Origin of the sequence: Aquabacter albus, from assembly GCF_040049275.1 — a bacterium.
In the GTDB taxonomy this organism is placed as follows: Bacteria; Pseudomonadota; Alphaproteobacteria; order Rhizobiales; family Xanthobacteraceae; genus Aquabacter.
In genome coordinates this window covers 346,339-366,895 of the sequence record NZ_JBDZDT010000008.1, presented here as the reverse complement: position 1 = coordinate 366,895, position 20,557 = coordinate 346,339, and the positions used below count along the sequence as shown (strand labels likewise).

General features: G+C 65.8%; 21 protein-coding genes. 4 read left to right on the top strand and 17 right to left on the bottom strand.

Translation table 11 applies throughout. From position 1 onward, the window contains the following. Window positions 1-504: 504 nt before the first annotated feature. Window positions 505-1,263, top strand: coding sequence for an alpha/beta fold hydrolase (locus ABLE91_RS21855; protein WP_510181984.1), 759 nt, complete (start codon window positions 505-507; stop codon window positions 1,261-1,263). A gap of 69 nt (window positions 1,264-1,332) precedes the next feature. Here ABLE91_RS21855 and ABLE91_RS21850 read toward each other — a convergent pair whose 3' ends face one another. From ABLE91_RS21850 to ABLE91_RS21835, 4 genes are read right to left on the bottom strand one after another with little or no spacing between them, the layout of a single operon-like run. Further along, window positions 1,333-2,259 carry an ABC transporter substrate-binding protein gene (locus ABLE91_RS21850; protein ID WP_348934263.1) on the bottom strand — a complete coding sequence of 309 codons (927 nt, stop codon included), beginning with the start codon at window positions 2,257-2,259 and terminating at the stop codon, window positions 1,333-1,335. Window positions 2,260-2,293: 34 nt separating this feature from the next. Beyond that, window positions 2,294-3,538 carry an MFS transporter gene (locus tag ABLE91_RS21845; protein WP_348934261.1) on the bottom strand — a complete coding sequence of 415 codons (1,245 nt, stop codon included), beginning with the start codon at window positions 3,536-3,538 and terminating at the stop codon, window positions 2,294-2,296. A 34-nt stretch (window positions 3,539-3,572) separates the two neighbouring features. Beyond that, on the bottom strand, window positions 3,573-4,442 hold the full coding sequence (locus ABLE91_RS21840) for a polysaccharide deacetylase family protein (protein WP_348934260.1): 870 nt from the start codon (window positions 4,440-4,442) through the stop codon (window positions 3,573-3,575). A 7-nt stretch (window positions 4,443-4,449) separates the two neighbouring features. Further along, window positions 4,450-5,157: a fumarylacetoacetate hydrolase family protein gene (locus ABLE91_RS21835; RefSeq protein WP_348934258.1), complete on the bottom strand. Its 708-nt coding sequence runs from the start codon at window positions 5,155-5,157 to the stop codon at window positions 4,450-4,452. Between the two features lie 211 nt (window positions 5,158-5,368). On the opposite strand from ABLE91_RS21835, the gene ABLE91_RS21830 reads away from it, so the two are divergent. Continuing rightward, window positions 5,369-6,055 (top strand): GntR family transcriptional regulator, encoded by a 687-nt coding sequence (locus ABLE91_RS21830; protein WP_348934257.1) that lies wholly within the window; start codon window positions 5,369-5,371, stop codon window positions 6,053-6,055. 23 nt (window positions 6,056-6,078) lie between these two features. Here the strand turns inward: ABLE91_RS21830 and ABLE91_RS21825 are convergent, their stop codons facing one another. Continuing rightward, on the bottom strand, window positions 6,079-6,855 hold the full coding sequence (locus ABLE91_RS21825) for an SDR family NAD(P)-dependent oxidoreductase (protein WP_348934255.1): 777 nt from the start codon (window positions 6,853-6,855) through the stop codon (window positions 6,079-6,081). Window positions 6,856-7,043: 188 nt separating this feature from the next. Here ABLE91_RS21825 and ABLE91_RS21820 point away from each other — a divergent pair, with 188 nt between their 5' ends. Beyond that, window positions 7,044-8,066: a Gfo/Idh/MocA family protein gene (locus ABLE91_RS21820; protein WP_348934253.1), complete on the top strand. Its 1,023-nt coding sequence runs from the start codon at window positions 7,044-7,046 to the stop codon at window positions 8,064-8,066. A gap of 179 nt (window positions 8,067-8,245) precedes the next feature. On the opposite strand, the gene ABLE91_RS21815 is transcribed toward ABLE91_RS21820, so the two are convergent. The 12 genes from ABLE91_RS21815 to ABLE91_RS21760 form a co-directional block, all read right to left on the bottom strand. After that, the gene (locus ABLE91_RS21815) at window positions 8,246-9,304 is read right to left on the bottom strand and encodes an ABC transporter substrate-binding protein (protein WP_348934251.1); all 1,059 of its coding nucleotides are present in this window, start codon (window positions 9,302-9,304) and stop codon (window positions 8,246-8,248) included. 150 nt (window positions 9,305-9,454) lie between these two features. Next, window positions 9,455-10,234 carry an ABC transporter permease gene (locus ABLE91_RS21810; protein WP_348934250.1) on the bottom strand — a complete coding sequence of 260 codons (780 nt, stop codon included), beginning with the start codon at window positions 10,232-10,234 and terminating at the stop codon, window positions 9,455-9,457. Further along, complete coding sequence (locus tag ABLE91_RS21805) at window positions 10,231-11,037, bottom strand: ABC transporter ATP-binding protein (RefSeq protein ID WP_348934248.1); 807 nt, start codon at window positions 11,035-11,037, stop codon at window positions 10,231-10,233. Before ABLE91_RS21805 ends, ABLE91_RS21810 begins: the two co-directional genes overlap by 4 nt. Window positions 11,038-11,199: 162 nt before the next feature. Beyond that, a complete protein-coding gene (locus tag ABLE91_RS21800; protein WP_348934247.1) occupies window positions 11,200-12,246 on the bottom strand; it encodes a GlxA family transcriptional regulator in 1,047 nt (348 codons plus the stop codon). 98 nt (window positions 12,247-12,344) lie between these two features. After that, window positions 12,345-13,010 (bottom strand): energy-coupling factor ABC transporter permease, encoded by a 666-nt coding sequence (locus tag ABLE91_RS21795; protein ID WP_348934245.1) that lies wholly within the window; start codon window positions 13,008-13,010, stop codon window positions 12,345-12,347. 59 nt (window positions 13,011-13,069) lie between these two features. Then, the gene (locus ABLE91_RS21790; RefSeq protein WP_348934243.1) at window positions 13,070-13,405 is read right to left on the bottom strand and encodes a nitrile hydratase accessory protein; all 336 of its coding nucleotides are present in this window, start codon (window positions 13,403-13,405) and stop codon (window positions 13,070-13,072) included. A gap of 13 nt (window positions 13,406-13,418) precedes the next feature. Then, on the bottom strand, window positions 13,419-14,036 hold the full coding sequence (gene nthA, locus ABLE91_RS21785; protein WP_348934241.1) for a nitrile hydratase subunit alpha: 618 nt from the start codon (window positions 14,034-14,036) through the stop codon (window positions 13,419-13,421). 27 nt (window positions 14,037-14,063) lie between these two features. Beyond that, complete coding sequence (gene nthB, locus ABLE91_RS21780; protein ID WP_348934240.1) at window positions 14,064-14,807, bottom strand: nitrile hydratase subunit beta; 744 nt, start codon at window positions 14,805-14,807, stop codon at window positions 14,064-14,066. Window positions 14,808-14,841: 34 nt separating this feature from the next. Beyond that, window positions 14,842-15,345, bottom strand: a complete 504-nt coding sequence (locus ABLE91_RS21775; protein WP_348934238.1) for a DUF1097 domain-containing protein — start codon at window positions 15,343-15,345, stop codon at window positions 14,842-14,844. A 43-nt stretch (window positions 15,346-15,388) separates the two neighbouring features. Further along, the gene (locus ABLE91_RS21770; RefSeq protein ID WP_348934236.1) at window positions 15,389-16,363 is read right to left on the bottom strand and encodes a CobW family GTP-binding protein; all 975 of its coding nucleotides are present in this window, start codon (window positions 16,361-16,363) and stop codon (window positions 15,389-15,391) included. 406 nt (window positions 16,364-16,769) lie between these two features. Next, complete coding sequence (locus ABLE91_RS21765) at window positions 16,770-17,894, bottom strand: M20/M25/M40 family metallo-hydrolase (protein ID WP_348934234.1); 1,125 nt, start codon at window positions 17,892-17,894, stop codon at window positions 16,770-16,772. 38 nt (window positions 17,895-17,932) lie between these two features. Beyond that, on the bottom strand, window positions 17,933-19,459 hold the full coding sequence (locus ABLE91_RS21760) for an ABC transporter substrate-binding protein (RefSeq protein WP_348934233.1): 1,527 nt from the start codon (window positions 19,457-19,459) through the stop codon (window positions 17,933-17,935). 323 nt (window positions 19,460-19,782) lie between these two features. Here ABLE91_RS21760 and ABLE91_RS21755 point away from each other — a divergent pair, with 323 nt between their 5' ends. Further along, the gene (locus ABLE91_RS21755; protein WP_348934231.1) at window positions 19,783-20,535 is read left to right on the top strand and encodes a creatininase family protein; all 753 of its coding nucleotides are present in this window, start codon (window positions 19,783-19,785) and stop codon (window positions 20,533-20,535) included. Window positions 20,536-20,557: the final 22 nt, after the last annotated feature.

Sequence of the window (20,557 nt, the reverse complement as noted above, 5' to 3'; positions counted from 1 at the left end):
TCTGCCTGGACGATTTTATAATTCTACAGAGGTTTTGTTTTATGTCTCTTGGTTTGCTGGCCACCAAACCAAGGTATAGGTGGGGCTGCCTCCCCTGCCTGGAAAAGGCCCGCCGACGATGGCGCGGGCGGTCTGCATCATTGGCGCCCGGGTCCCACCGCGTGGGCCATCAGCTCCCCACGCGCGTGCGTGAGGGCTGCTGGCAGACGCCGATCTTGTGATCGCGCGAGGCGCCCTTCGCCGAATCCCTGTCCCGGGATATGTGGCTGTTCCATATTCAGGCATGCCGCATATACCTAGGTATTAAATGCATAAACAAAGTAATCGCGGTCATTAAACGATATTACTTATAATTTTACTTGAGATGAACCGGGGTGCATTTATCCTGTTGGTGTATCGCAACCGCCCCGGTCCGCTGAAACCGGCGGCCGCATCGAAAAGGGCACCGAGATGACTATGATGAACAGACGCATGTTCTCCGCCACTCTGGCCGGCGCCGCCGCCATGGCGATGATGGGCGCTCGCGCAACGGCGAATGCCGCTCCGGCCGGCGCCGCTCCGATCACGGCCGCTCCAGGCAAGACCAGAAACGTGGTGCTCGCGCACGGATTGTTCGCGGACGGCTCCTGCTGGTCCGAGGTCATCGCGCGGCTCCAGGCGGCGGGCCTGAACGCAACCGCCGTGCAGAACCCGCTGACGACGCTGCCCGAGGCCGTAGAGGCGGTCCAGCGCGTGCTGGCACGGCAGGACGGCCCGACCGTTCTGGTCGGACACTCCTTCTCCGGAATGCTGGTCACCGAAGCGGGCGTGCACCCCAACGTCTCTTCGCTCGTCTACGTGGCCGCGCGCGCGCCGGATGCGGGAGAGGATTATACAGCCCTGGCCCAAACCTATCCGACGCCGCCGGCCTCATCAGGCATCGTCTTCGACGGCGACGAAGGGCGGCTGAGCCAGGAGGCGTTTCTCCGCGACTTTGCGGGGGATCTGCCGCGTGAGAAAGCGATGGTTCTCTATGCGGTTCAGCAGCCCTTCCAGAAGGCGCTTCTGGCGGGAAAGACGGCGCATGCCGCGTGGCGGTCCAAGCCCAGTTTCTACGCCGTCTCGACCGAGGATCGCACCATCAATCCCGATCTCGAGCGCTTCATGGCCAAGCGCATGGGCGCGAAGACCATCGAGGTGAGGGCAAGCCACCTCTCGCTCATCTCGCATCCGGATGCGATCAGTGCGCTGATCCTGGAGGCAGCCGGGCAGCAGCCCGCCTGAATGCCGTTCCGGAGGGAAGGTGGGGCATTGCCCCACCTCATGAGTTCAGTGGGCGACGGCCCGCTTCGCTCACTGGAAGCTGAGGTCGCAGTATTTGAGCGGATCGGCCAGGTCCAGCGCCACGCCGGTATACCGGCTGCGCAGCTCGAGGACGCATTTGAGCCCATCCATGTCGATCTTGCAGCCCCGGAAAAAGCCATGGGCGGGGTCAAGGAGCTCGCCATAGCTTCCCTCGGCCACTTCCGGCGCCATATCCGGCAGGTTGCGCCGGAGCACGGCGATGGCTTCGGCCTTGTTGGCGGGATCGACCAGCCAGTCGATGGCCTTGCGATAGCCGAGGACATAGGCCTGTGCCTTGTCCCGGTTGGCCGCGAGCCAGGGCCGGCGCGCCGCTGCGACGTTTCCCTGATAGGGGCCGATCACAGCGTGGGCCTTCACAAGCTCCACAAGGCCGTTGGCCTGCGCGATGAGATTGTAGGGGGCAGACAGAAGCGTTCCCACCTCATTGCCCGCGAGGAGGCTGCGATAGCGCTGGATCATCCCGCCGACACGCACGATGGAGCAATCCTGAAGCCCGATGCCCGCGCGGCGCAGGATGTCGAACAGCACGAAGGCATAGCCCGTGGTCATGGCGTCCACCGACAGCACCTGACCCCGAAGGGCGGCGACGCTGCTCATGGCCGGCTGCGTCACCAGGCTCAGGAAGCCGTTGTCGCTGCCCATGAAGGCGGTGAATTCCGGCTGCGGCCCGATGGGCGCCTCTCCCTGCCCCTCCACATAGGCGACGATGTTGTCCACCGCCGTCATGGCGATGTCGAACTTGCCCTGGGAGAAGTCGGTCATCTGGGTGACCGAATTGGGGGTGCCCTCCACCGTCACGGCGATGCCGTGCTCGGCGAAGAAGCCCTTGTCGATCCCCACATAGACGCCCCAGTTGAAGCCACCCGGGAAGACATTGACCTTCACCACGGGGAGGTCGGACCGCGCATCGGACATGAAATGAGCCTTTGTTGAAACGGCGACCCGCAGCTCACGCTGCGGGCCGGGCCATCTTAGAGGGGGAAATCAGAAGCGAAATCGCGGCGCCCACGATGCACAGGCCCACGAGCTGGGTGTTGCCCGCCGTCACCCAGCCGACCTGGCCCGCGAGCCAGCCGATCAGATAGCCCGCGACCGTGGCAGCGCCATAAAGGCAGGTGACGAAGATGCCGGAGGCGCGTCCCGCCAGCTCGCCGCTCACCGCCTTCACGCTGTAGCCCACCAGATTGACGAAGATCATGCCGCTGAACGCCATGCCGAGGGCGAACGAAAAAGCAGCCTGCGCCACGAACGCCGTCGGCCCGTTGAACAGCAGGGCGCAGACGCCGGCACCGAACAGATAGCTGAGCGGCAGCACCACGCGGGGCGAGAAGCGGTCACCGAGCCAGCCGGCGCCCACCGAGACGAGAGCGCCGAGCCCATAGAAGCTCATGACACGGCCGATATCCTGCGGGGCGAAATGAAGCTGTTCGCGCAGGAAGGTGGGATACATGCCGAGGAAGCCGTAGAGGGCGAATCCCAGAACGACGGCGAGGACGGCGAGGACCACCGTGTTCGGGTTGCGCAGCGTGGTGGCGCCGCCGGTGGTGCGCTTCGCGCCGGCGCTGGGGGCGGCGTTGGCCTCGCTGAGCCAGGGGCGCACGACGAGCGCGATGAAAACCATCATCACGAGGCCGATAATGCCGAACCACACCATGGGCGCGCGCCAGTTTCCGTAGCCGGTCCACAGCGTGGTGCCCAGCGCCGGGCCGACGATGGCGCCCACCGCATAGGCGATGTTCAGCGTGCCAACGGCAGCGGCGCGGTTGTTCTGGAAATAGCTGGAGAAGATCGCCAGCAGCGCGGTGAGCTGCATGGCCTCGCCGACACCGGAGACGGCGCGGTAGAACAGCATGTCCGCGAAACCCGTGGCCCAGATGGTCACGATGGTGGCGAGCGAATAGATCAGGATGCCGACCTGCATCACCGATTTGCGGGACAGGCGCGACATCAGATAGCCGGTGGGAAGGCCGGCAATGGCCATGCCGAAGGTGAACACCGTCGACATCAGCCCGGCATCTTGCAGATTGAAGCCGAACTCCTTGCGCACATCCGAGAGGATGAGCGGGAAGATGGTCCGGTCCATGGCGTTGACGCAGTAGGACAGGATCATCACCAGAACGGCGATGCCGACGGCAAAGGTTATCTTCGATCCGGCGCCCTGGTTCTTGGCCCCGGACGTATCGATTGCAGCCATTATAATCCCCTATATTTCTGGAAGGTGCTTTGGTTTAGCGGGTTTCTTGGATGTACCAGTCGTGGATCTGGGCGCCCGTCCAGAACAGCGCATCCTTGTATTTGCGGATGTGTTCCAGCGCTTCGCGGAAGTAGCGCAGCCGGTGAGGGGCGCCCATGATGTAGGGGTGCACCACAAGCGCCACGACGCGCGCGGACTCGCGGGCGTCCGCATAGATCTGCTCGAACTGGTCGATGGCGCGGTTGCGGTATTCGGCAGCGACGTGATGCTGGATGAGCATCATGGCCACGTCGTTGCATTCCTGCGTGTAGGGCACGTTGAGGATCGGCTTTGTGCGGGTCTTCAGCCACACGGGCTGGTCGTCCAGCACCCAGTCGCAGACATAGTCGAAGCCCGCTTCCACCAGGAGGTCAGGGGTCTCCCAGGTCTCCGTGAGCCCCGGCCCGAGCCAGCCGCGCGGGGCGGCGCCGGTATAGTCCTTGATGAGGTCGCGGGTCTTCAGGATGTCCGCGCGCTCGTCGGCCACCTTCTGCATGTTCTTCTGGGTGAGGCCGTGGCCCATGAACTCCCATTTGCGGTCGAGCGCCGCGCGGGAGATGGGCTCATAGCTGTGGATGGCCGTGCCGTTGATGGCGAGCGCGGCGGTGATGTCGAGGCCGTCCAGCACTTCCAGCATGCGCCAGAAGCCCACGCGGTTGCCGTATTCGTGCCAGGCCCAGTTGGGGATGTCCGGCGTGGGGGCGCCGCCGGCGGGCGGGGTGAGCACCGTGCGCGGCATGGTCTCGCGCGGGTCCCACTCTTCCACATTCACGATGACCCAGACGGCCACCCGGCCGCCGTCCGGCAGCTTCAGCGGCTTGCGGCCGGCGATGGGGGAATAGCTGATGCGTTCGGTAGGAAGCATGGCCACCTCACTCGCCTTTGGGGCCGATGGTCAGGTGAAGGGTGCCGAGGCCGGCAATGGCGCCTTCCAGGCGATCGCCCGGCTTGAGGGGGCCGACACCGGCCGGCGTGCCGGTGAAGATCAGGTCGCCGGGCTTCAGCTCATATTGGTGGGAGAGGTTCGAGATGATCTCGGGCACGTTCCAGATCAGCTCGGCGAGGTCGCCCCTCTGCCGCTCCGCGCCGTTCACCGAAAGGGTGATGGCGCCGCTCTTGGGGTGGCCCACTTCGCTCACGGGATGGATCACCGCGCAGGGGGCGGACTGGTCGAAAGACTTGCCCATCTCCCACGGCCAGGCGCGGTCCCGCGCCTCCCGCTGGCGGTCGCGGCGGGTCATTTCCAGCCCGACCGCATAGCCGAAGACGAGGCTCTCGGCGTCCTTCACCGACACCGACGTGCCGGGGCGGCCGATGGCCACCACCAGCTCGATCTCATGCTGGTAGTCGTCCGTATAAGGCGGGTAGGGGACCGTGGCGCCGTCCTGCACCAGTGAGTCCGTGGGCTTCTGGAAGAAGAAGGGCGGGTCGCGCTCGTCCGCCTCCTGCATCTCGCGGATGTGGTCGAGATAGTTGCGGCCGACGCAATAGATCCGCCGCACGGCGAACAGCGCCTCAGACCCTGCCACCGGCAGCGCATGGACCTCGGGGGAAACCACGAAATTGCGAGGCAAGCTCAAGCCCCATCTCCCATCACAAATTCAAGTCAGGCGATAACTGTATACATTTAGTCGGCGGTCAAGCAATAAGTGTGTACAGTTACGCTGGGGCAGCCGGCTGGGGCGGGGCGGAATTCGTGATAAGAACGTGTGCGACAGGCGCATCGAGTCTTTGACGGCGAACGGAATCCGCAGCGTGCAGTCCAGGCAGCAGAAGGTTTTGGAAAAAGACGTGGAAAGCACAGCCAGGCCGACGCGCTCAGCCTGGCTTCTGGAGCATCTGCGCCAGGCGTTGCTGGACGGCATCTACCCCCTGGGCAGCCGCCTCAACGAAGTGCATCTCAGCCAGGAGCTGAACGTCTCCCGCACGCCCGTGCGCGCCGCGCTGCAGACGCTGGCCGGCGAAGGGCTCCTGAGCTACGTGCCCAATCGCGGCTTCACCGTGCGCGAGGTTCGTCTCTCGGAAATCGTCGAGGCCTATGAGATGCGCGCCTTGGCGGAGGGGCTGGCGGCGCGGCTTGCGGCCGAGCGGGGCCTGCCCGAGGACGCCCGGCGCATCATCGAGCACTCACTGGAGGACGGCGACCGCGTCCTCGCCGGAGCAGGGGACCGCGAGGCGCAACGGGCGGCCTATGCCCGCAACAACGAGATCTTCCATTCCGCCATCATCGCGGCGGGGGGCTCCACTCTGGTCGAGGACGTGGTGCGCCTGTGCCAGCGCATCCCCCAGGCGTCGGCCCATAATGTCGTGGCATTCGACCTTGCCGACGTGCGCGAGCGCCACCGGGCCCACCACCGCATCTACGCGGCCATCCTCGACCAGGACACGAGCGAGGCCGAAGCCTTGATGCGTCAGCATGTGCTCGCGGTGGAGCTCTCCATGATCCGAAGCATCGCCCACCGCAGCGACCGCCGCTGAGAAGAACTGGCGGTCGCCAGCGTTCAGTGGATGATGAAGCCGCCATCGACCACCAGATTGTGGCCCTGGATGTAGCTGGCGTTCGTGGTGGCCAGAAAGGCAACCGCCTCGGCGACCTCCTCGGGCGTGCCGAGACGCTTCATGGGCACGGCGGCGAGGCGGCGGGCGAGCAGATCCGGCTCCTGCCTGACCCGCTCGAGATAATAGTCGGTGCCGATGGGCCCCGGGCTCACCGCATTGACCTGGATGTTCTCCATCGCAAGCTCGAGCGCCATGACGCGGGTGAGATGGATCAGCGCCGCCTTGGTCATGCCGTAGAGCGCGGCGCCGGGGTCCGCCACGAGGCCGAGCTGGCTTGCCATATGGATGATGCGCCCGCCGCCTTCCGCGCGCATGAAGGGCAGCACGGCCTGGCTGAGGAGCAAGGCGGCTCGCAGATTGACCGCGAACACCTCGTCGAACTCCGCGCTGGAGAACGTGCCGAACGGCTTGCGGATGCGGATGCCGGCATTGTTGACGAGCACGTCCACCCGCCCGAGCGCGGAGGCCGCCGCCTCCGCCACAGCAATGGCAGCTTCGGGCTTCGAGAGATCGAACAGGCCGTAGGCGCACTCCGCCGCCTGGGGATGGGCGGCGACGCAGTCGGCGGAGACCGCGCGCAGCTCCTCCTCGGTCCCCTCGGCGACGAGGTAGACGCGCAGGCCCCCTCTCGCCAGCGCGATGGCGCAGGCGGCGCCGATGCCGCGCGAGGCGCCGGTGACGATGGCAACCTTCGATGCCTGAACCACACGGTTTGTCATGATGGGCTTCCCGACGACACGACAACGTGCGCCCTGATGTAACGGAGTACGACAAACGGCATTGTCTTTTCGTGCTCCTGCTTCGATCATCCCGGCGCGCTGCGAACGCCTCGCAGGGTGATGTTTTTCTATATCAGCAGCCCTGTGCCTCGCACCGCCAATTTCCAAACCGCACGAGGAAACACGCCATGCCGTCCCAGTTGCCTTTGAAAGTCGCGTCCATTGGCCTTGGTTGGTGGTCCGACGAGCTGGCGAAGTCCGTCGAAGGGTCCGACAAGATCAAGATCGTGGCCTGCGTCTCGCGCTCCAAGGCGAAGCGCGATGCATTCGCCGCCCGCTTCGGCGCGCGGCCGATCGAAACCTACGAGCAGGCGCTGGCCGACCCCGAGATCGACGGCGTCATCCTCACCACGCCCCATTCCATGCACGGCGATCATGTGCGGATGGCTGCGGCGGCGGGCAAGCATGTGTTCGTGGAGAAGCCCTTCACCCTCCAGCCGAGCGACGGTGCCGACGCCACCGAGGCCTGCCGCAAGGCCGGTGTCGTGCTGGCGGTTGGCCACAACCGGCGCTTCTCCTCGGGCGGCGCGTGGCTGAAGGAGCAGATCGACAGCGGCGCGCTCGGCACGATCCTGCATGCGGAGGCGAACATCTCTGCGCCCGGCGCGCTCGGCTACACCGAGGACCGCTGGCGGGCGAACCGTACGGAGAGCCCCGGAGGCGCCATTTCCGGCCTCGGCATCCATATGATCGACCTCCTCACCTGGCTGCTCGGGCCGGTGACCCGGCTCAACGCCAATGCCATCCGCCGCGCGGTGCCCGTGGACATGGACGACACCACCTCGGCGCTGTTCCAGTTCTCCTCCGGTGCCACCGGCTATCTCGGCACCATCTTCGTGTCCCCGTTCCAATCCTTCCTCACGGTCTACGGGACCAAGGGCATCGCCCAGATCGCCCCGGAAGCGAACACCGGCTGGCTGCGGCCGGCGGGCGCGCCGGGCGGCTGGACCAAGGCTCCGGGCGGCCCCGAGGAGGTGAAGACCTTCGATCCCATCGACACGCTGACGGCGGAGCTTGAGGAGTTCGCCGACACCTGCGCCGGACGCGGCTCCTATCGCGTGCTGCCGGAAGAGGCGATCCACAACGTGGCGATCATGCAGGGGATCGTGGAATCGGCGGCCCATGAGGGGAAGGCTGTCGTTCCGCGATGATCACATCCGGTGCGCCGTCATGCCCGGGCTTGTCCCGGGCATGACGGCCATCCCTTAAGCGCGCACCTGGCGGAGCCCCGTGGATGGCCGGGACAGGCCCGGCCATGACGGTTTTTTGCTTCATATGCGAATGCTCCGTCTCGTCGAGGAGGGGAGCGTTGCGCGCGTGAAAACCGTCTTCATCCCGCCTTGCAGGCGCCGAGCTTCGGCGGCATCCGCTCCGCCTTCGGCGGCAGGAATTCGGAGGTGAAGACCGTGTCGGCGGGGATCTCCTCCTTGAAGCCGAACACGCGGCGGATCTCGCCGATGGAATCGTTGAGCCGCTTCTCGTCGATCGTGCTCAGCCCTTCCTTCTCGTAATTGGGCGTGGCGGTGAGGGCGAGCGACACCATGAGGCGCTTGCACTCCACATCCATGTTGAGGAGCCCGTCGCGCGACTTCAGGGTCGCCACCGCGGCATCGGGGTCGGCGATGGCGTCCTTCAGCGCCGCATTATAGGCCCGCACCACGGCCGCCACCGTCTTCGGGTTGGCCTTCACGAACTCCGCCTTGGCCCAGATGGTGGTGCCATACTGGGTGAGGCCGTAATCGTTGTAGTTCATGACGATGATGTCCTTCGCGGGGACATTCAGCTCCACGAGGCTCATGAAGGAGGAGGTCACGAACCCTGCGACGCCGTCCACTTCGCCGCGCGCCAGCATGGGCTCGCGCAGCGCGCCGCTGACCATCTTCCATTGCACCTTGGCGGGATCGATGCCGACCTTCTCGGCGAACAGCGGGAACATGGCATTGGCCGCGCTGCCGGCGGTGGAGCCCAGCGTCTTGCCTTCCAGCTCCTTCGGCGTCGCCGGTCCCTTGCCCTTGATGGTCATGATGGCATTGGCCGACTTGTCGCCGGACATGTAGACGCCCATGAGCCGGTTGCCGGGATTGGTGGCGTCGTACTTCACCATGGTGGGGAAGTCGCCCCAGCCGAAATCGTAGGCGCCGGAGGCGACGCGGGTCACGGTCTCGTTGGAGCCGGACGCCCGGTCGATGGTGACGTTCAGCCCCTCGCGCTTGAAATAGCCCTTGGCCTCGGCCAGCGTGAAGATGGATTGCGGCCCCTGGAACGCCCAGTCGAGACTGATCTTGATGTCCTTCTTCTCCACCTGCGCCGCCGCCGGGACGCTGGCGCAAAGCAGGGCTGAAAGCACGGCACCGGCAAGGGCGCCTTGGCTGCGGAACTCAGTCAGCATGGTTTGAGGTCCTTCTCTGGAAGATGGGGAGCCTCGCCCGCGTGCTTTGTATCTTCGGGCGAGGGGTGACGTTTCAGGCCGGCGGGGTGCCGGCGCGGCGCTCCGCGCAGGGATTGTCGGGTCCTCCGCGAGGAAAAGACATCCCGCGCGTCATGTCACGATTTCGTTGCCGCGCATGGCCCAGAAGGTCACGCGCCGCTCCAGCGCGGCGAAGAATTCGTACATGCCGACGCCCATCAGCGCGATGACGAAGAGCCCGGCGAAGACGAGCGGAACGTCGAAGCGGGCGCTGGCGGTCATCATAAGGAAGCCGATGCCGTTGTTCGACGCCATGGTCTCGGACACCACCGAGCCGATGAAGGCCATGCCGATGGCGACCTTCAGGGAGGCGAAGAAGAAGGGCATGGAGCGGGGCACGCCCACCTTCCAGAGGATGTGCGACTTGCGCGCGCCCAGTGAGCGCAGCACGTCGCGCAATTCCGGTTCCATGGTGGCAAGGCCCGTCGCCACGTTCACCATGATGGGGAAGAAGGCGATGGAGAAGGCGGTGAGCACCGCCGGCACGGCGCCGATGCCGAACCAGATCACCAGGATCGGCACGATCGCCACCTTGGGGATGGAGTTGAGCCCCACCATGATGGGATAGACCCCCTGGTAGACGGCGGGCGAGGCCCCCACCAGCATCCCCAGCAGCAGCCCCACCGCCACCGCGAGCCCGAAGCCGAGCATGGTGGTGACGAAGGTCTGGATCGAGTTGGTGAGGATGATGGTATGGTGGTTCCACATGGAGGCGAGGATCACGCTCGGACGCGGCAGGATGAACACATCCACCTTGAACGCCCAGCAGAACAGCTCCCACAGCACGAAGAAGGCCACCGTGATGAGCAGCGGCACGAGCACGGCGTTGCGGTTCTTCTTCTTCTTTCTCATGACGCGGGCCTTTGAATCTGGGTCCTGAGGCCGTTCACCAGATCCTGGAAGCCGGGCTCGAACGTGGTCTCGAGGCTGCGCGGACGCGGGATGTCGATGGGCGTGCGCGAGAGCACGCGGCCGGGGCGGGGAGAGAAGACGTACACCGTGTCGGCGAGATACACCGCCTCGCGCAGATCGTGCGTCACCAGGATCACCGTGGGGCGCAGCTCGAACCACAGCTTCTGGAGCACGTTCCAGAGGTCTTCGCGGGTGAAGGCGTCGAGCGCGCCGAACGGCTCGTCCAACAGCAGCATGCGCGGCTTGTGGATGAGGGCCCGCGAGAGCGAGACCCGCTGCTGCATGCCGCCCGACAGCTCCCATGGATACTTCGAGGCGAAATCCTTGAGGCCCACCAGGGCCAGGATCTCCAGCGCCATCTCCCGGAACTCGGCCTTGCGGCCGCGGAACTGCGCCTCCGTGGCCGGGGAGATCTCCAGCGAGAGCAGCACGTTGTCGAGAGCCGTGCGCCAGGGCAGCAGGGTCGCGTTCTGGAACGCCATGCCGCAAATCTTGGTGGGGCGGACCACCTCCTCGCCTTCCACCTTGGCGGAACCCCGGCTGACCCGGTGCAGCCCGGACACCACCTTCAGGATGGTGGACTTGCCGCACCCGCTCGGCCCGACGACGGCGACGAACTCGCCTTCGCTGATGGTCATGGATGCGCCCTTGACGGCAAGGACTTCGTCCTCGCCCTCTCCATATGTCACGTCGATATCGTTGATGACGATGAAATCGGACGCCTGGCTCACTGTCTCCAGCATAACGTCTCCGCTTACGGACGCGCGATGTCTGCCGCTTTGGTAGGCATGCCTACAGATTGTGACAGGAAGCATCCCGCTGCGCCACAGCCGTTCTGCGAAGATCAAACGGAGAATTAAATTCCAGGTCCTGCGCCGCGCGGGCTGCGCGGATCCATGCCCGCGTCAGCCCGCCGCCGAAGCGGCGGTGGGGCGAGACGCGCCGCTGAAACGCGCATCCTCCTTCAGGGTCACGGCCTGAAGCTTGTCGCCGGCATCGGTCCACGCCGTCCGGAAGCGGCGCCGGTAATCGACGGGGCTGACCCCCAGATTGCGGACGAAGGTGCGCCGCATGGCGTCGACATTGCCGAAGCCGCACAGCGCGGCAATCCGCTGGGCCGGCATGGTCGTGTCCTGGAGCATCCGGCGGGCGTGGTCCAGCCGCGCGGCATCCACGAAATCAGCCGGCGTCATGCCCATCTCGCGCCGAAAGACGCGGGAGAAGTTGCGCGTGCTCATGCCCGCGCGGGAGGCGAGGGCGTCCACGGTCAAAGGTTCGGCGAGGTGGCCCAGCACGAATTCCTGCACCTGCTGGATGGGTGACTTGCCGGACATCTGCGCCACCAGATGCGCACTGAACTGCGATTGCCCTCCCGGCCGCTTCAGGAACATGACCATGTACCGCGCCACGATGAGCGCGAGATCCCGGCCGTAATCCTCCTCCACCAGCGCGAGGGCGAGGTCCATGCCGGCGGTGACGCCGGCGGTGGTCACGAGCGCGCCGTCGCGGATGAAGATCTGGTCGGTGTCGATGGCGAGGTGGGGATACTCGGCCTTCAACTGGCCGGCGCACTCCCAATGGGTGGTGACGCGCTTGCCATCCAGCAGGCCGGCAGCCGCGAGCAGAAACACGCCGGTGCAGACCGAGCCGTAACGGCGCACGCCCGGCGCCCTTCGGCGAAGCCAGTCCATCACCGCCGGGTCGATGACCTGGAATGAGGGGTCCCCACCCACCAGCAGCGTGTCTATGGGCTCGTCGGGGTCGTGAATGGTCCTGTCGGCGAGGAAGCGAAGGCCGCCCGTGCCGCGCACCGGCTCGTCCGTGGTCGCCATCACCTGCACCTCGTAGGCACTCGGGTCGCCGAGCCGCCGGGCGGCCTCCCAGAACACCTCCGCGGGGCCGACAACGTCCAGCGATTGAACACCGGGTGGAGCGAGGATCACGATGCGCATGGGCGCCTCCAAGCCGTCAATCATAGCCTCGCCTGCACGTGCCTGCACGGCGGCGTCATGCGAGGCGAAGGGTGGGGCGTGTTGCCCCGCCCCTCCGGTCAGGCAAATTCCAGCCGGTCGAGCGCCGTGAAGCGGCGGATGAGGCCGGTGTCGCGAAAGCGTGCCAGCAGGCGCAGCAGGCCGAGGCTGATGGCCGGCTCGCACAGCGCCAGCGGCAGGTAGGACAGCGCGAACAGGCCCCAGTCGGTGAAGGGCGTGGCCTCGTTCCCGAGCGCCAGCCAGAAGCCGACCATGGCGACGACGCCGCTGTAATAGATGCCGTCGAACTTGAACACCGTGGCCCATTTCAGCTTGGCGATGTCGCCCGCCGCGCCGCCGTCGCGGAAGCACACCCGCCCCACGGCCGCATGGGCGGCGATGAGCGGCACCATCAGCGAGAGCGAATTGACGCCGAGATGGATGAGGTCCTGCGGCTCGAACAGGGCGCTCTGGAGCAGCAGGCCGAGGGCAAAGCCGAACAGGGTCGGCAAAAAGCCGAAGGTGAAATAGATGGTGGAGGCGCCGATCAGATGCAGTTCCGACGGCCCGACCGACATGTGCCACATCTGCATGAAGATGGAGAAGAACACGGCCGCGAGGAGCGTCTTCACCAGGTCCAGCGGGCGGCGGAGGAAGCCGCCCGCATGGCTGCCGAGGGTGGCGACGGCGGCCGCGTTTGCGGCGAGGATTTTTCCAGCGGAGAGGATACCGGGCTCGATGTGCATGGTGCGTGTCCAGTCTTGCAGCGAAGGAAAGGCGGCCCCTGCCGCCGGGTTCGATTGACCTAGGCCGATGCGCCGCCGAGGCGCGCATCGATCTCCGCGCGGGAGGCGAGCCCGGCTTCGATCACCGCCTGTTCCAGAGCGGCAAGCCACTGCTCGTAATAGTTCCAGGAGGGGTCATCGAGGGCGTGGCCCTGCTCCCATCCCTCGATGGAGGCGATGAGCTGCGAGCGGAAATCCTCCCACTCGAAATGCCCATCCCGGGCGAGCGCCAGGGCGACGCCGAAGGCAGTGCGCTCCCACTCCTGCCCGAAGCAGAGGGCGCCGTTGGCGCGGGGCGGCGTGTCGGCCGCCCCGGTCATGGTGGTCACCGCGAAGTGCTCGAAACGGGTCAGCATCGGAGCCTCCCCGTCAGGCGGCCTTGGCCACGGCGACGCCCATCATCGCCTCGGGCGTGACCAGGGCCGCCAGTTGCCCCTCGTCGAGCCCGTCGGTGCCTGCGGGGCGCTCGGGTACCACGAACCAGCGGATCTGGGCGCTCGAATCCCACACCTTGATTTCCACGTCCGGGGGGACGGCAAGGCCGAATTCATTGAGCACGGCGCGCGGCTCGCGTGCCGCCCGGCTGCGGAAGGTGGGGTCCTTGTACCAATAGGGCGGCAGGCCCAGCACCGGCCAGGGATAGCAGGAGCAGAGCGTGCAGATGATGAGGTTGTGCACCCCTTCGCCATTGGCCACGGCGCGCATGTGCTCGCCTTCCGCCCCCGCCATGCCCGCCGGCAGGTCCAGCTCGGCGATGGCCGCCGGGGTGTCGGCCACGAGGCGCGCCTTGAACGCCGGGTCCGTCCAGGCGCGGGCGACGATCTTCGCGCCGTTGAAAGGCCCCATCTTGGTCTCGAAGAAGGAGAGCACGGTGTCCACCGACCCGGCGGTGATGACGCCCTTCTCGATCAGGAGGGCTTCGAGCGCCCTTGCGCGCGCGGCGCTGCGGGCTTCGCGGTCTTCGGGGAAATTGAAGCGGGGATCCATAGGATGCTCCGGTCTGGGGGAACAGGCTCAGGCTGCTGCGGCGACGTCGGCCTCGGCCGGCGCGGCGAGATAGGCGGCGTAGAGGTCCGCATAGAGGGTGAAGTTCGGCTCGGCATTGCCGGGCCAGAGGGCGGCCGGATCGAACTTCACGCAATAGACCGGCATGGGCGTTCCGATGCCGTCGGCGCCGGTGTCGCACAGATAGGTGTAGGCGCCCGGATAGACCGTCTCCACCTCGCCGCTGTGGCCACGCAGGAAGCCGGGCAGGCGCGTGTGCTCCACGCTCGGGACATTGCGGATTTCGACCGTGTCGCCGACTGCGAAGTCATGGGTGAAGGCCACATCCCGCTTCGGGCTGTCGCCCTCCACCAGGTACTGCACGATCCGCGCGTCGATCGCCGCTGAACCGGCCTCCGGCAAGGGCTTGCCCGGGTCCGAATAATATTCGCGGGTCTTCGCCTCCAGCTCCTCTTCGGTGATGTAGCCGTTGGCGATGAAATAGCCGCAGATGCCGCCCAGCCATTTCTCGTAATAGCGGAACTTGAAATAGTCGAAGGGGTTCAGGGATTCCGCCCCCTTGCGCAGGTCCGCCCAGGTCCACACCGTGTGGAAGGTGGAGGGCGTTGCCGGCAGGGGCAATTGGGAAGACAGGGCCATCATGGCCGTGTGGATGCCGAAGATGCGGGTTTCCCACGGCTCCACGAAGACGCGTGTTTCCACGCTCACCGGCCCCAGCCCCTCAAGGCCGCCGAGATAATGCTGCAGCTTCATGGCGTGCTCCTTTCCGAGCGCTTGATCGCGATGTTCAGGTGGTGGCGGGGACGCCCTTGCGGGCGAGCATCTGGGTGCCGAGCTGGGACGCGTATCCGAACGCGGCGCCCAGCAACATCGCCGCCGCCGTGACGAGGGCGGGGTGCGAGAGGTCCGTGGTGAGGACATCCTTGCCGGTGGCGATCGAGGTGCCGACGAAGGAGGCGAAGCCGAACACGATGGCCGGTGGGAAATTGAGCAGCGGCACGGCCGAGGCGAGGATCATGGCCGAGGTGCCGAGGCCGACGCAGATGGCCGCGTAGAGCGGGTGGTTCCACCCGTGCGCGATGGCCAGCAGGCTGAGGGTGGCGATGACGATGCCGGTCCAGTTGGACGCAACGGACTTGATGAAGCCGTGCTGGCCGCCGCCGCAGGCGAAGAATGACGCCCACGCGATGAAGGTGACCCAGACGGGCAGGGGAAGGATGGTGGCGGTGATGTACGTGTCGATGGCGCCGAGGATCCCAAGGCTGACCATGGAGGCGAGGAGTGTTGGCATGGCAGGGCTCCGGAGGGTTTTGTTTTTTGGGTACGCATGATGGTCAGGATGCCAGCGCCGGCAGTTTTGCCTGGCAGGAGGCGACCCCCTCCGTCAGCATCGCGGCGTCGAGGCCGCGGCCGATGAAGACGATCTGGTTGAGCCGGACTTCGCCCGGCGCCCAAGGCCGGCCAGGCCGGCCGTCCAGCGTCATGTGGACACCGTGGAACACGTAGCGGCGCGCCTCACCGGCAAAGTCGACGATGCCCTTCATGCGCAGAAGGTCCGCGCCCTTCTCGGCGACGAGCTGCGAAAGAAAGCGGTTGAACTGCACGGGATCCAGCGCGCCGGCATGGCGCACCGCGATGCAGGCGATGTCCGCGTCGTGCTCGTGTTCGTGCGCGTCCAGGAGCGCGGGATCGATGCGGAGGAGGTTCTGCAGGTCGAAGGCACCGATGTCGAAGACATGGGCGCGCTCGACGGCGCAGTCGCGGGTGCGGTGGAGCCGCGCCATGGGGTTGAGCCGGCGCACATCGCGCTCGGCGGCTGCCTGGGCGGCGGCGTCGACGAGGTCAGTCTTGTTGAGGAGGATCACGTCGGCAAACGCGATCTGCTCGCGCGCTTCGTCCTGTGAAAGCTGGAGGGGAAGATGCCGTGCGTCCACCACCGTGACGATTGCATCCAGCGCGGGGCGCCGGGAGAGCACGTCGTCGAGCACGAAGGACTGGATCACCGGAGCGGGATCGGCGAGGCCGGAGGTCTCGATCACGATGCGGTCGATGGGGCGGCCGCTCGCCATGAGGTCGCCGATGGCCGCGATGAGGTCGCCGCGCACGGTGCAGCACAGGCAGCCATTGCTAAGCTCGATCACCTCGTCCTGCGTGCCCACCACCAGCTGGCCGTCGATGCCCACCTCGCCGTATTCGTTCACGATCACCGCAATGCGCTCACCGGATTCATGCGACAGCAGGTGATTGAGCAAGGTGGTTTTTCCCGCACCCAGGAAGCCGGTCAAGATGGTTGTGGGTATCTTGTGCATTGCTTGCTCCACGAGATCGCGTCTTCTTTCCCGAAAAGGCAAATAGCGCCCTCCCGATGAAGCGATCGGCGGTGTCGATTACGGTTTGATCAAAGACTAGATGCGCCTAATGCTGCATTCTCACTTCGATTTCGAAGCTGATTGCACCGCAGCAAGCCCTTGTCGGCAAGGGCATGGGGGCGTCATTTTCGGACAAAGAATGGGTATTTTCGGCCAAAACAGAGCGAAAAGTGTGCGTGCCTAATTCTTGGGCTAAATGGAAGTGGCTTATCTTGCGGGGCATCGCCAAACCGGGGCTTTGGCTCGCTTCCCGACGGGGCCATGCTGTCCTGAGCGTGGGCGGCGCGATGCCGCCCCCCGCAAATGGCGCCCGGGCGCCACGCCGGTTCCTTCCAGCCCTCTAGTCTCAAGCCGGCGGGGAGAGATGCTGGAACAGTGCGGCCATAAGGCTTGCCCGCTCGGCCAGGCTTGAGACCTCGATATGTTCTTCAAGGGTGTGGAGGCCGTCGCCCCTGAGACCGAGGCCGTCGATGGTGGCGAAGCCCGCAACGCCGGTGATGTTGCCGTCGGAGCCTCCGCCGCCCGGCTCCAGCGGGATCGTCTGGCCGATGGAGGCGGCGATGGTGCGCACCTGCTCGTAGAGCGCGAGGCTCGCCGGATTGGTCTTCCAAAGCGGTCGGGTGTTGGTATGGGTGACAATGAGGGTCGCGCCGTTCACGGTCCCCGCAAGTGCGTGCATGCGGGCGATCGCGTCATCGAGATCGTTCTGCGTCTTGGCGACCACCATGGATTCCGCATGGCAGGCGATGGGCACGCAATTCACCCATTGGCCGCCCTTTATCACCCCCACGGCGAAGGTGCTGGCCGGGCTGGTCATGCCGTCGATTTCGAGGACGCGCCGGGCCATCTCCCGCACCGCCGACGAGCCAGCCGAGGCGGCGGCCAGAGCGTGGCTCGGCTTGCCCCGCACGTCGAGAGAGAAGCGGGCGATGCCTGCGCGGCTGGAGATCACCCCGCCATTGGTGGGGCAGCGCTCCGGCGCCAGGATGAAACAGTGCCGGCTCGCCTCGGCGAGGATGAGGTCGCGGTTGGCGGTGGTGCCGGCTTCCTCGTCGCTGGTGAGAAGGAAGGTGACTGGAAGCTGCGTGGCGATGCCAGCTTGCTGGAGCGCTTTCAACGCCCGCAGCGCGGTGTAGGTGCCGCCCTTCATGTCGAGGATGGCGGGTCCATAGCATCGCCCGCCATCGCGCCGGAAAGGCAAGGCGGCGAGCGTCCCGACGGGGTGCACCGTGTCGAGATGGCACAAGACCAGGATCCCCTGCTCGCTGGCCTTGGGATGGGGAAACCGCGCCCTGACGCAATCACCAAAGCCGAGGCGGCCGGGGATGCGGTCGATATGGGCGCCGGCGAGCGCGAAGTCGCGGCTCGCCAGCGTCATCATGCGGTTGACCGCGGCGGCATCGAAGCTCGGGCTCTCGCACTCCACCCAGGGGCGGAGCCCGGCGAGGATGTCCTCCGCGTCAAACGCCATCGCCCCGTCCGTGCCGCTTCGCGTCATGGCAGCGCGCCTCAGTTGATGGTGGTGTTGACGAACGAGACGTACTCGTTCGGCGTCACCACCACGTCCTTCACGTTGGACTGCATGGCGAAGATCATCTGCTCGTAATAGAGCACCAGCTCCGGCGCATCGGCGCGGATCTTCTCCAGGATCTTCTTCAGCAGCGCCTTGCGCTCCTCCGGGTCGATGATGGTGCGCTGCTGCGCCACCAGCTTGTCCATCTCCGGGTCGGCATAATTGGTGTAGTTCATGCCGCCGCCGGTGGTGACGTAGAGCGAGAGGCCGCCATCGAGGTCGAAGGCGGGGTTGCCCTTGCCCGCCATGAACATGCTGGCCTTCTTCGAGCCGATCAGGCCCATGAAGGTGCCGAATTCCGGGCTCTGCATGTTGAGGGTTATGCCGACCTTGGCGAGCTGCGCCTGAATGGCCTGGGCCACGTCCTTGTCGTTCAGGTAGCGCCCGGTGGTGAAGTAGAAGTCCGCAGTGAAGCCGTTGGGCAGGCCGGCCTCGGCCAGCAGCTTCTTGGCGTGGTCGGGGTCGTACTTGTAGGGCGGCAGGGTGGTGGAGCCGGGAATGAACGGCGGATCGAACGCGCCCGCCTGGGTGCCGAAACCGCGCAGCACCTGGTCCACCAGCACCTTGGAATCGATGGCCGCGGCCACCGCCTCGCGCACCTGCGGCTTGTCGAAGGGCGCCACGTTCCGGTTCATGCCGATATAGATCACGCGGGTGCTCGGCACCTGGGCGACCGACACCTTGGGCGAGCCCTTCAGTCGCGGCACCATGACGGGGGTGACGTTGGCAATGAGGTGCGCGTCGCCCGAGAGCAGCATGAGGAGCCGGGTATTGTCCTCCGGCACCACGCGGAACTCCACCGTGGAGAGCTTGGGCTTGGTGCCCCAATAGCCGTCATTGCGCACGAACGTCATCATCTCGTCCTGCGCCCATTTGGCCATCTTGAACGGGCCCGTGCCCACCGGCGCGCGGGTGTAGTTCTTGCCCGCTTCCTGCGCCGCCTTGGGGCTCATGATGGCGAAGTTGTAGTGGGCGAGGCGCAGCAGCAGCGGGGCCAGCGGCGTCTTGGTGCGGTACTCCACCGTGTTGTCGTCGACCACGTTCACCGAGGCGATGCCGTTGGTGGCGCTGACGCGCCGCGGGGAGGCCATGGCCGGGTCGGCGAGGCGGTCATAATTGTACTTCACCGCCTCCGCGTTGAACGGCGTTCCATCGGAGAAGGAGATGCCCTTGCGCAGCTTGAAGGTCCACACGAGGCCGTCGGGCGAGGTGGTCCAGCTCTCGGCGAGCACGCCCCGCACCTGGCCGTCCTGCCCGGCCGCCACGAGGGTTTCGTGGACCTGCATGAAGGCGCGTGCGGAGGGGATGTCCACCGCCTGATGCGGGTCCATCGTCACGGCGTCCGTTCCGGTGGCGAACTTCAGCGTGGTCGCCGCCTGCGCGGCCGCGCCGCCCGGCATCTGGCCGAGGGCAAAGGCGCCCCCGGCGACAGCCGCGGTTTTGAACAGGGTCCGTCGAGACACGCCTTGGGACATCGGTCGCCCTTCCATTCGGTGAGAGTTACATCATTCCTCGAAAGACAAGCATACTCGTTCCTGAAAACTCAGGATAATTAAGTAATAAAGTTTCATCTACAAAAGTTGATCTGATTATATTCAGCTCATAATCCATTCCTTTTGGCAACTATATTGACAATCTTGGCGCAGCGTCGAGAATGCGGACCTGCAAATGCGGTCGCCACATCTCCTCCGGCGAAGGCCGCAGTGTGCTTCATCTCAATGCTTCCAGGACGGGCGCGCCGTGTCGGAGCCTGTCTGCCGGAGCCTGCTTTCAGGAGTTCCGCGTCATGCTGCTCGCTCACGCCACCTGGCCCGAGGTCGAGGATTATCTCGCCAAGGACACCACACGCGGCATCATCATTCCCATCGGCGCCACCGAACAGCACGGTCCCAACGGGCTCATCGGCACCGACCATCTCTGCGCGGAAGTGGTGGCCAAGGGTGTCGGCGAGGAATGCAACGCCTACGTGGCGCCCACCCTCAATTACGGCATGTCCCAGCACCATCTCGGCTTCACCGGATCGGTGACGCTGCGGCCGAGCACCATGGCGCTCATGGTGCGCGACATCGTGCAGTCGCTCGCCATCCACGGCTTCGAGAAGTTCTTCTTCCTCAACGGCCATGGCGGCAACGTCACGCCGCTGAAGTCCGCGTTCGACGAGATCTATGCTGACGGCTCGCTCGGCCCCGATCCCGCCGGGTTCAAGATCCGCTGCATGACCATGATGTGGCAGGCGGGCGGGCGCACCCGGGCGCTGGCGGAAGAATTCTATCACGGCAATAGCGGGAGCCACGCCACGGCCGCCGAGATCTCGCTCGCCCAGTTCTACCGGCCCGACGACATCAAGCATGTGGAGATGTCGCCGAAGGTGGCCAACCCGCGCTCCGACTTCTTCCACTCCACCGACTACCGCATGCGCTATCCCGACGGGCGCATCGGCTCCGATCCGTCCATGTCCTGCCCCGAGCACGGGGAGAAGCTGCTGAAGGCCACGGTCACCGATCTCTCCGAGGCATACCGCGCCTTCATCGCCTATTGAGGCGAGGATGCGGTCCGGGAGA

Excerpts from the sequence above, each read along its gene's own strand:
- ABLE91_RS21805 (WP_348934248.1), bottom strand. The coding sequence starts at position 11,037 with ATGCTGGAGACAGTGAGCCAGGCGTCCGATTTCATCGTCATCAACGAT.
- ABLE91_RS21810 (WP_348934250.1), bottom strand. The coding sequence starts at position 10,234 with ATGAGAAAGAAGAAGAAGAACCGCAACGCCGTGCTCGTGCCGCTGCTC.
- nthA (WP_348934241.1), bottom strand. The coding sequence starts at position 14,036 with ATGGATCCCCGCTTCAATTTCCCCGAAGACCGCGAAGCCCGCAGCGCC.
- ABLE91_RS21770 (WP_348934236.1), bottom strand. The coding sequence starts at position 16,363 with ATGCACAAGATACCCACAACCATCTTGACCGGCTTCCTGGGTGCGGGA.
- ABLE91_RS21790 (WP_348934243.1), bottom strand. The coding sequence starts at position 13,405 with ATGCTGACCCGTTTCGAGCACTTCGCGGTGACCACCATGACCGGGGCG.
- ABLE91_RS21800 (WP_348934247.1), bottom strand. The coding sequence starts at position 12,246 with ATGCGCATCGTGATCCTCGCTCCACCCGGTGTTCAATCGCTGGACGTT.
- ABLE91_RS21855 (WP_510181984.1), top strand. The coding sequence starts at position 505 with ATGGCGATGATGGGCGCTCGCGCAACGGCGAATGCCGCTCCGGCCGGC.
- ABLE91_RS21850 (WP_348934263.1), bottom strand. The coding sequence starts at position 2,259 with ATGTCCGATGCGCGGTCCGACCTCCCCGTGGTGAAGGTCAATGTCTTC.
- ABLE91_RS21775 (WP_348934238.1), bottom strand. The coding sequence starts at position 15,345 with ATGCCAACACTCCTCGCCTCCATGGTCAGCCTTGGGATCCTCGGCGCC.
- ABLE91_RS21820 (WP_348934253.1), top strand. The coding sequence starts at position 7,044 with ATGCCGTCCCAGTTGCCTTTGAAAGTCGCGTCCATTGGCCTTGGTTGG.
- nthB (WP_348934240.1), bottom strand. The coding sequence starts at position 14,807 with ATGAAGCTGCAGCATTATCTCGGCGGCCTTGAGGGGCTGGGGCCGGTG.
- ABLE91_RS21845 (WP_348934261.1), bottom strand. The coding sequence starts at position 3,538 with ATGGCTGCAATCGATACGTCCGGGGCCAAGAACCAGGGCGCCGGATCG.
- ABLE91_RS21765 (WP_348934234.1), bottom strand. The coding sequence starts at position 17,894 with ATGGCGTTTGACGCGGAGGACATCCTCGCCGGGCTCCGCCCCTGGGTG.
- ABLE91_RS21825 (WP_348934255.1), bottom strand. The coding sequence starts at position 6,855 with ATGACAAACCGTGTGGTTCAGGCATCGAAGGTTGCCATCGTCACCGGC.
- ABLE91_RS21840 (WP_348934260.1), bottom strand. The coding sequence starts at position 4,442 with ATGCTTCCTACCGAACGCATCAGCTATTCCCCCATCGCCGGCCGCAAG.
- ABLE91_RS21755 (WP_348934231.1), top strand. The coding sequence starts at position 19,783 with ATGCTGCTCGCTCACGCCACCTGGCCCGAGGTCGAGGATTATCTCGCC.
- ABLE91_RS21795 (WP_348934245.1), bottom strand. The coding sequence starts at position 13,010 with ATGCACATCGAGCCCGGTATCCTCTCCGCTGGAAAAATCCTCGCCGCA.
- ABLE91_RS21815 (WP_348934251.1), bottom strand. The coding sequence starts at position 9,304 with ATGCTGACTGAGTTCCGCAGCCAAGGCGCCCTTGCCGGTGCCGTGCTT.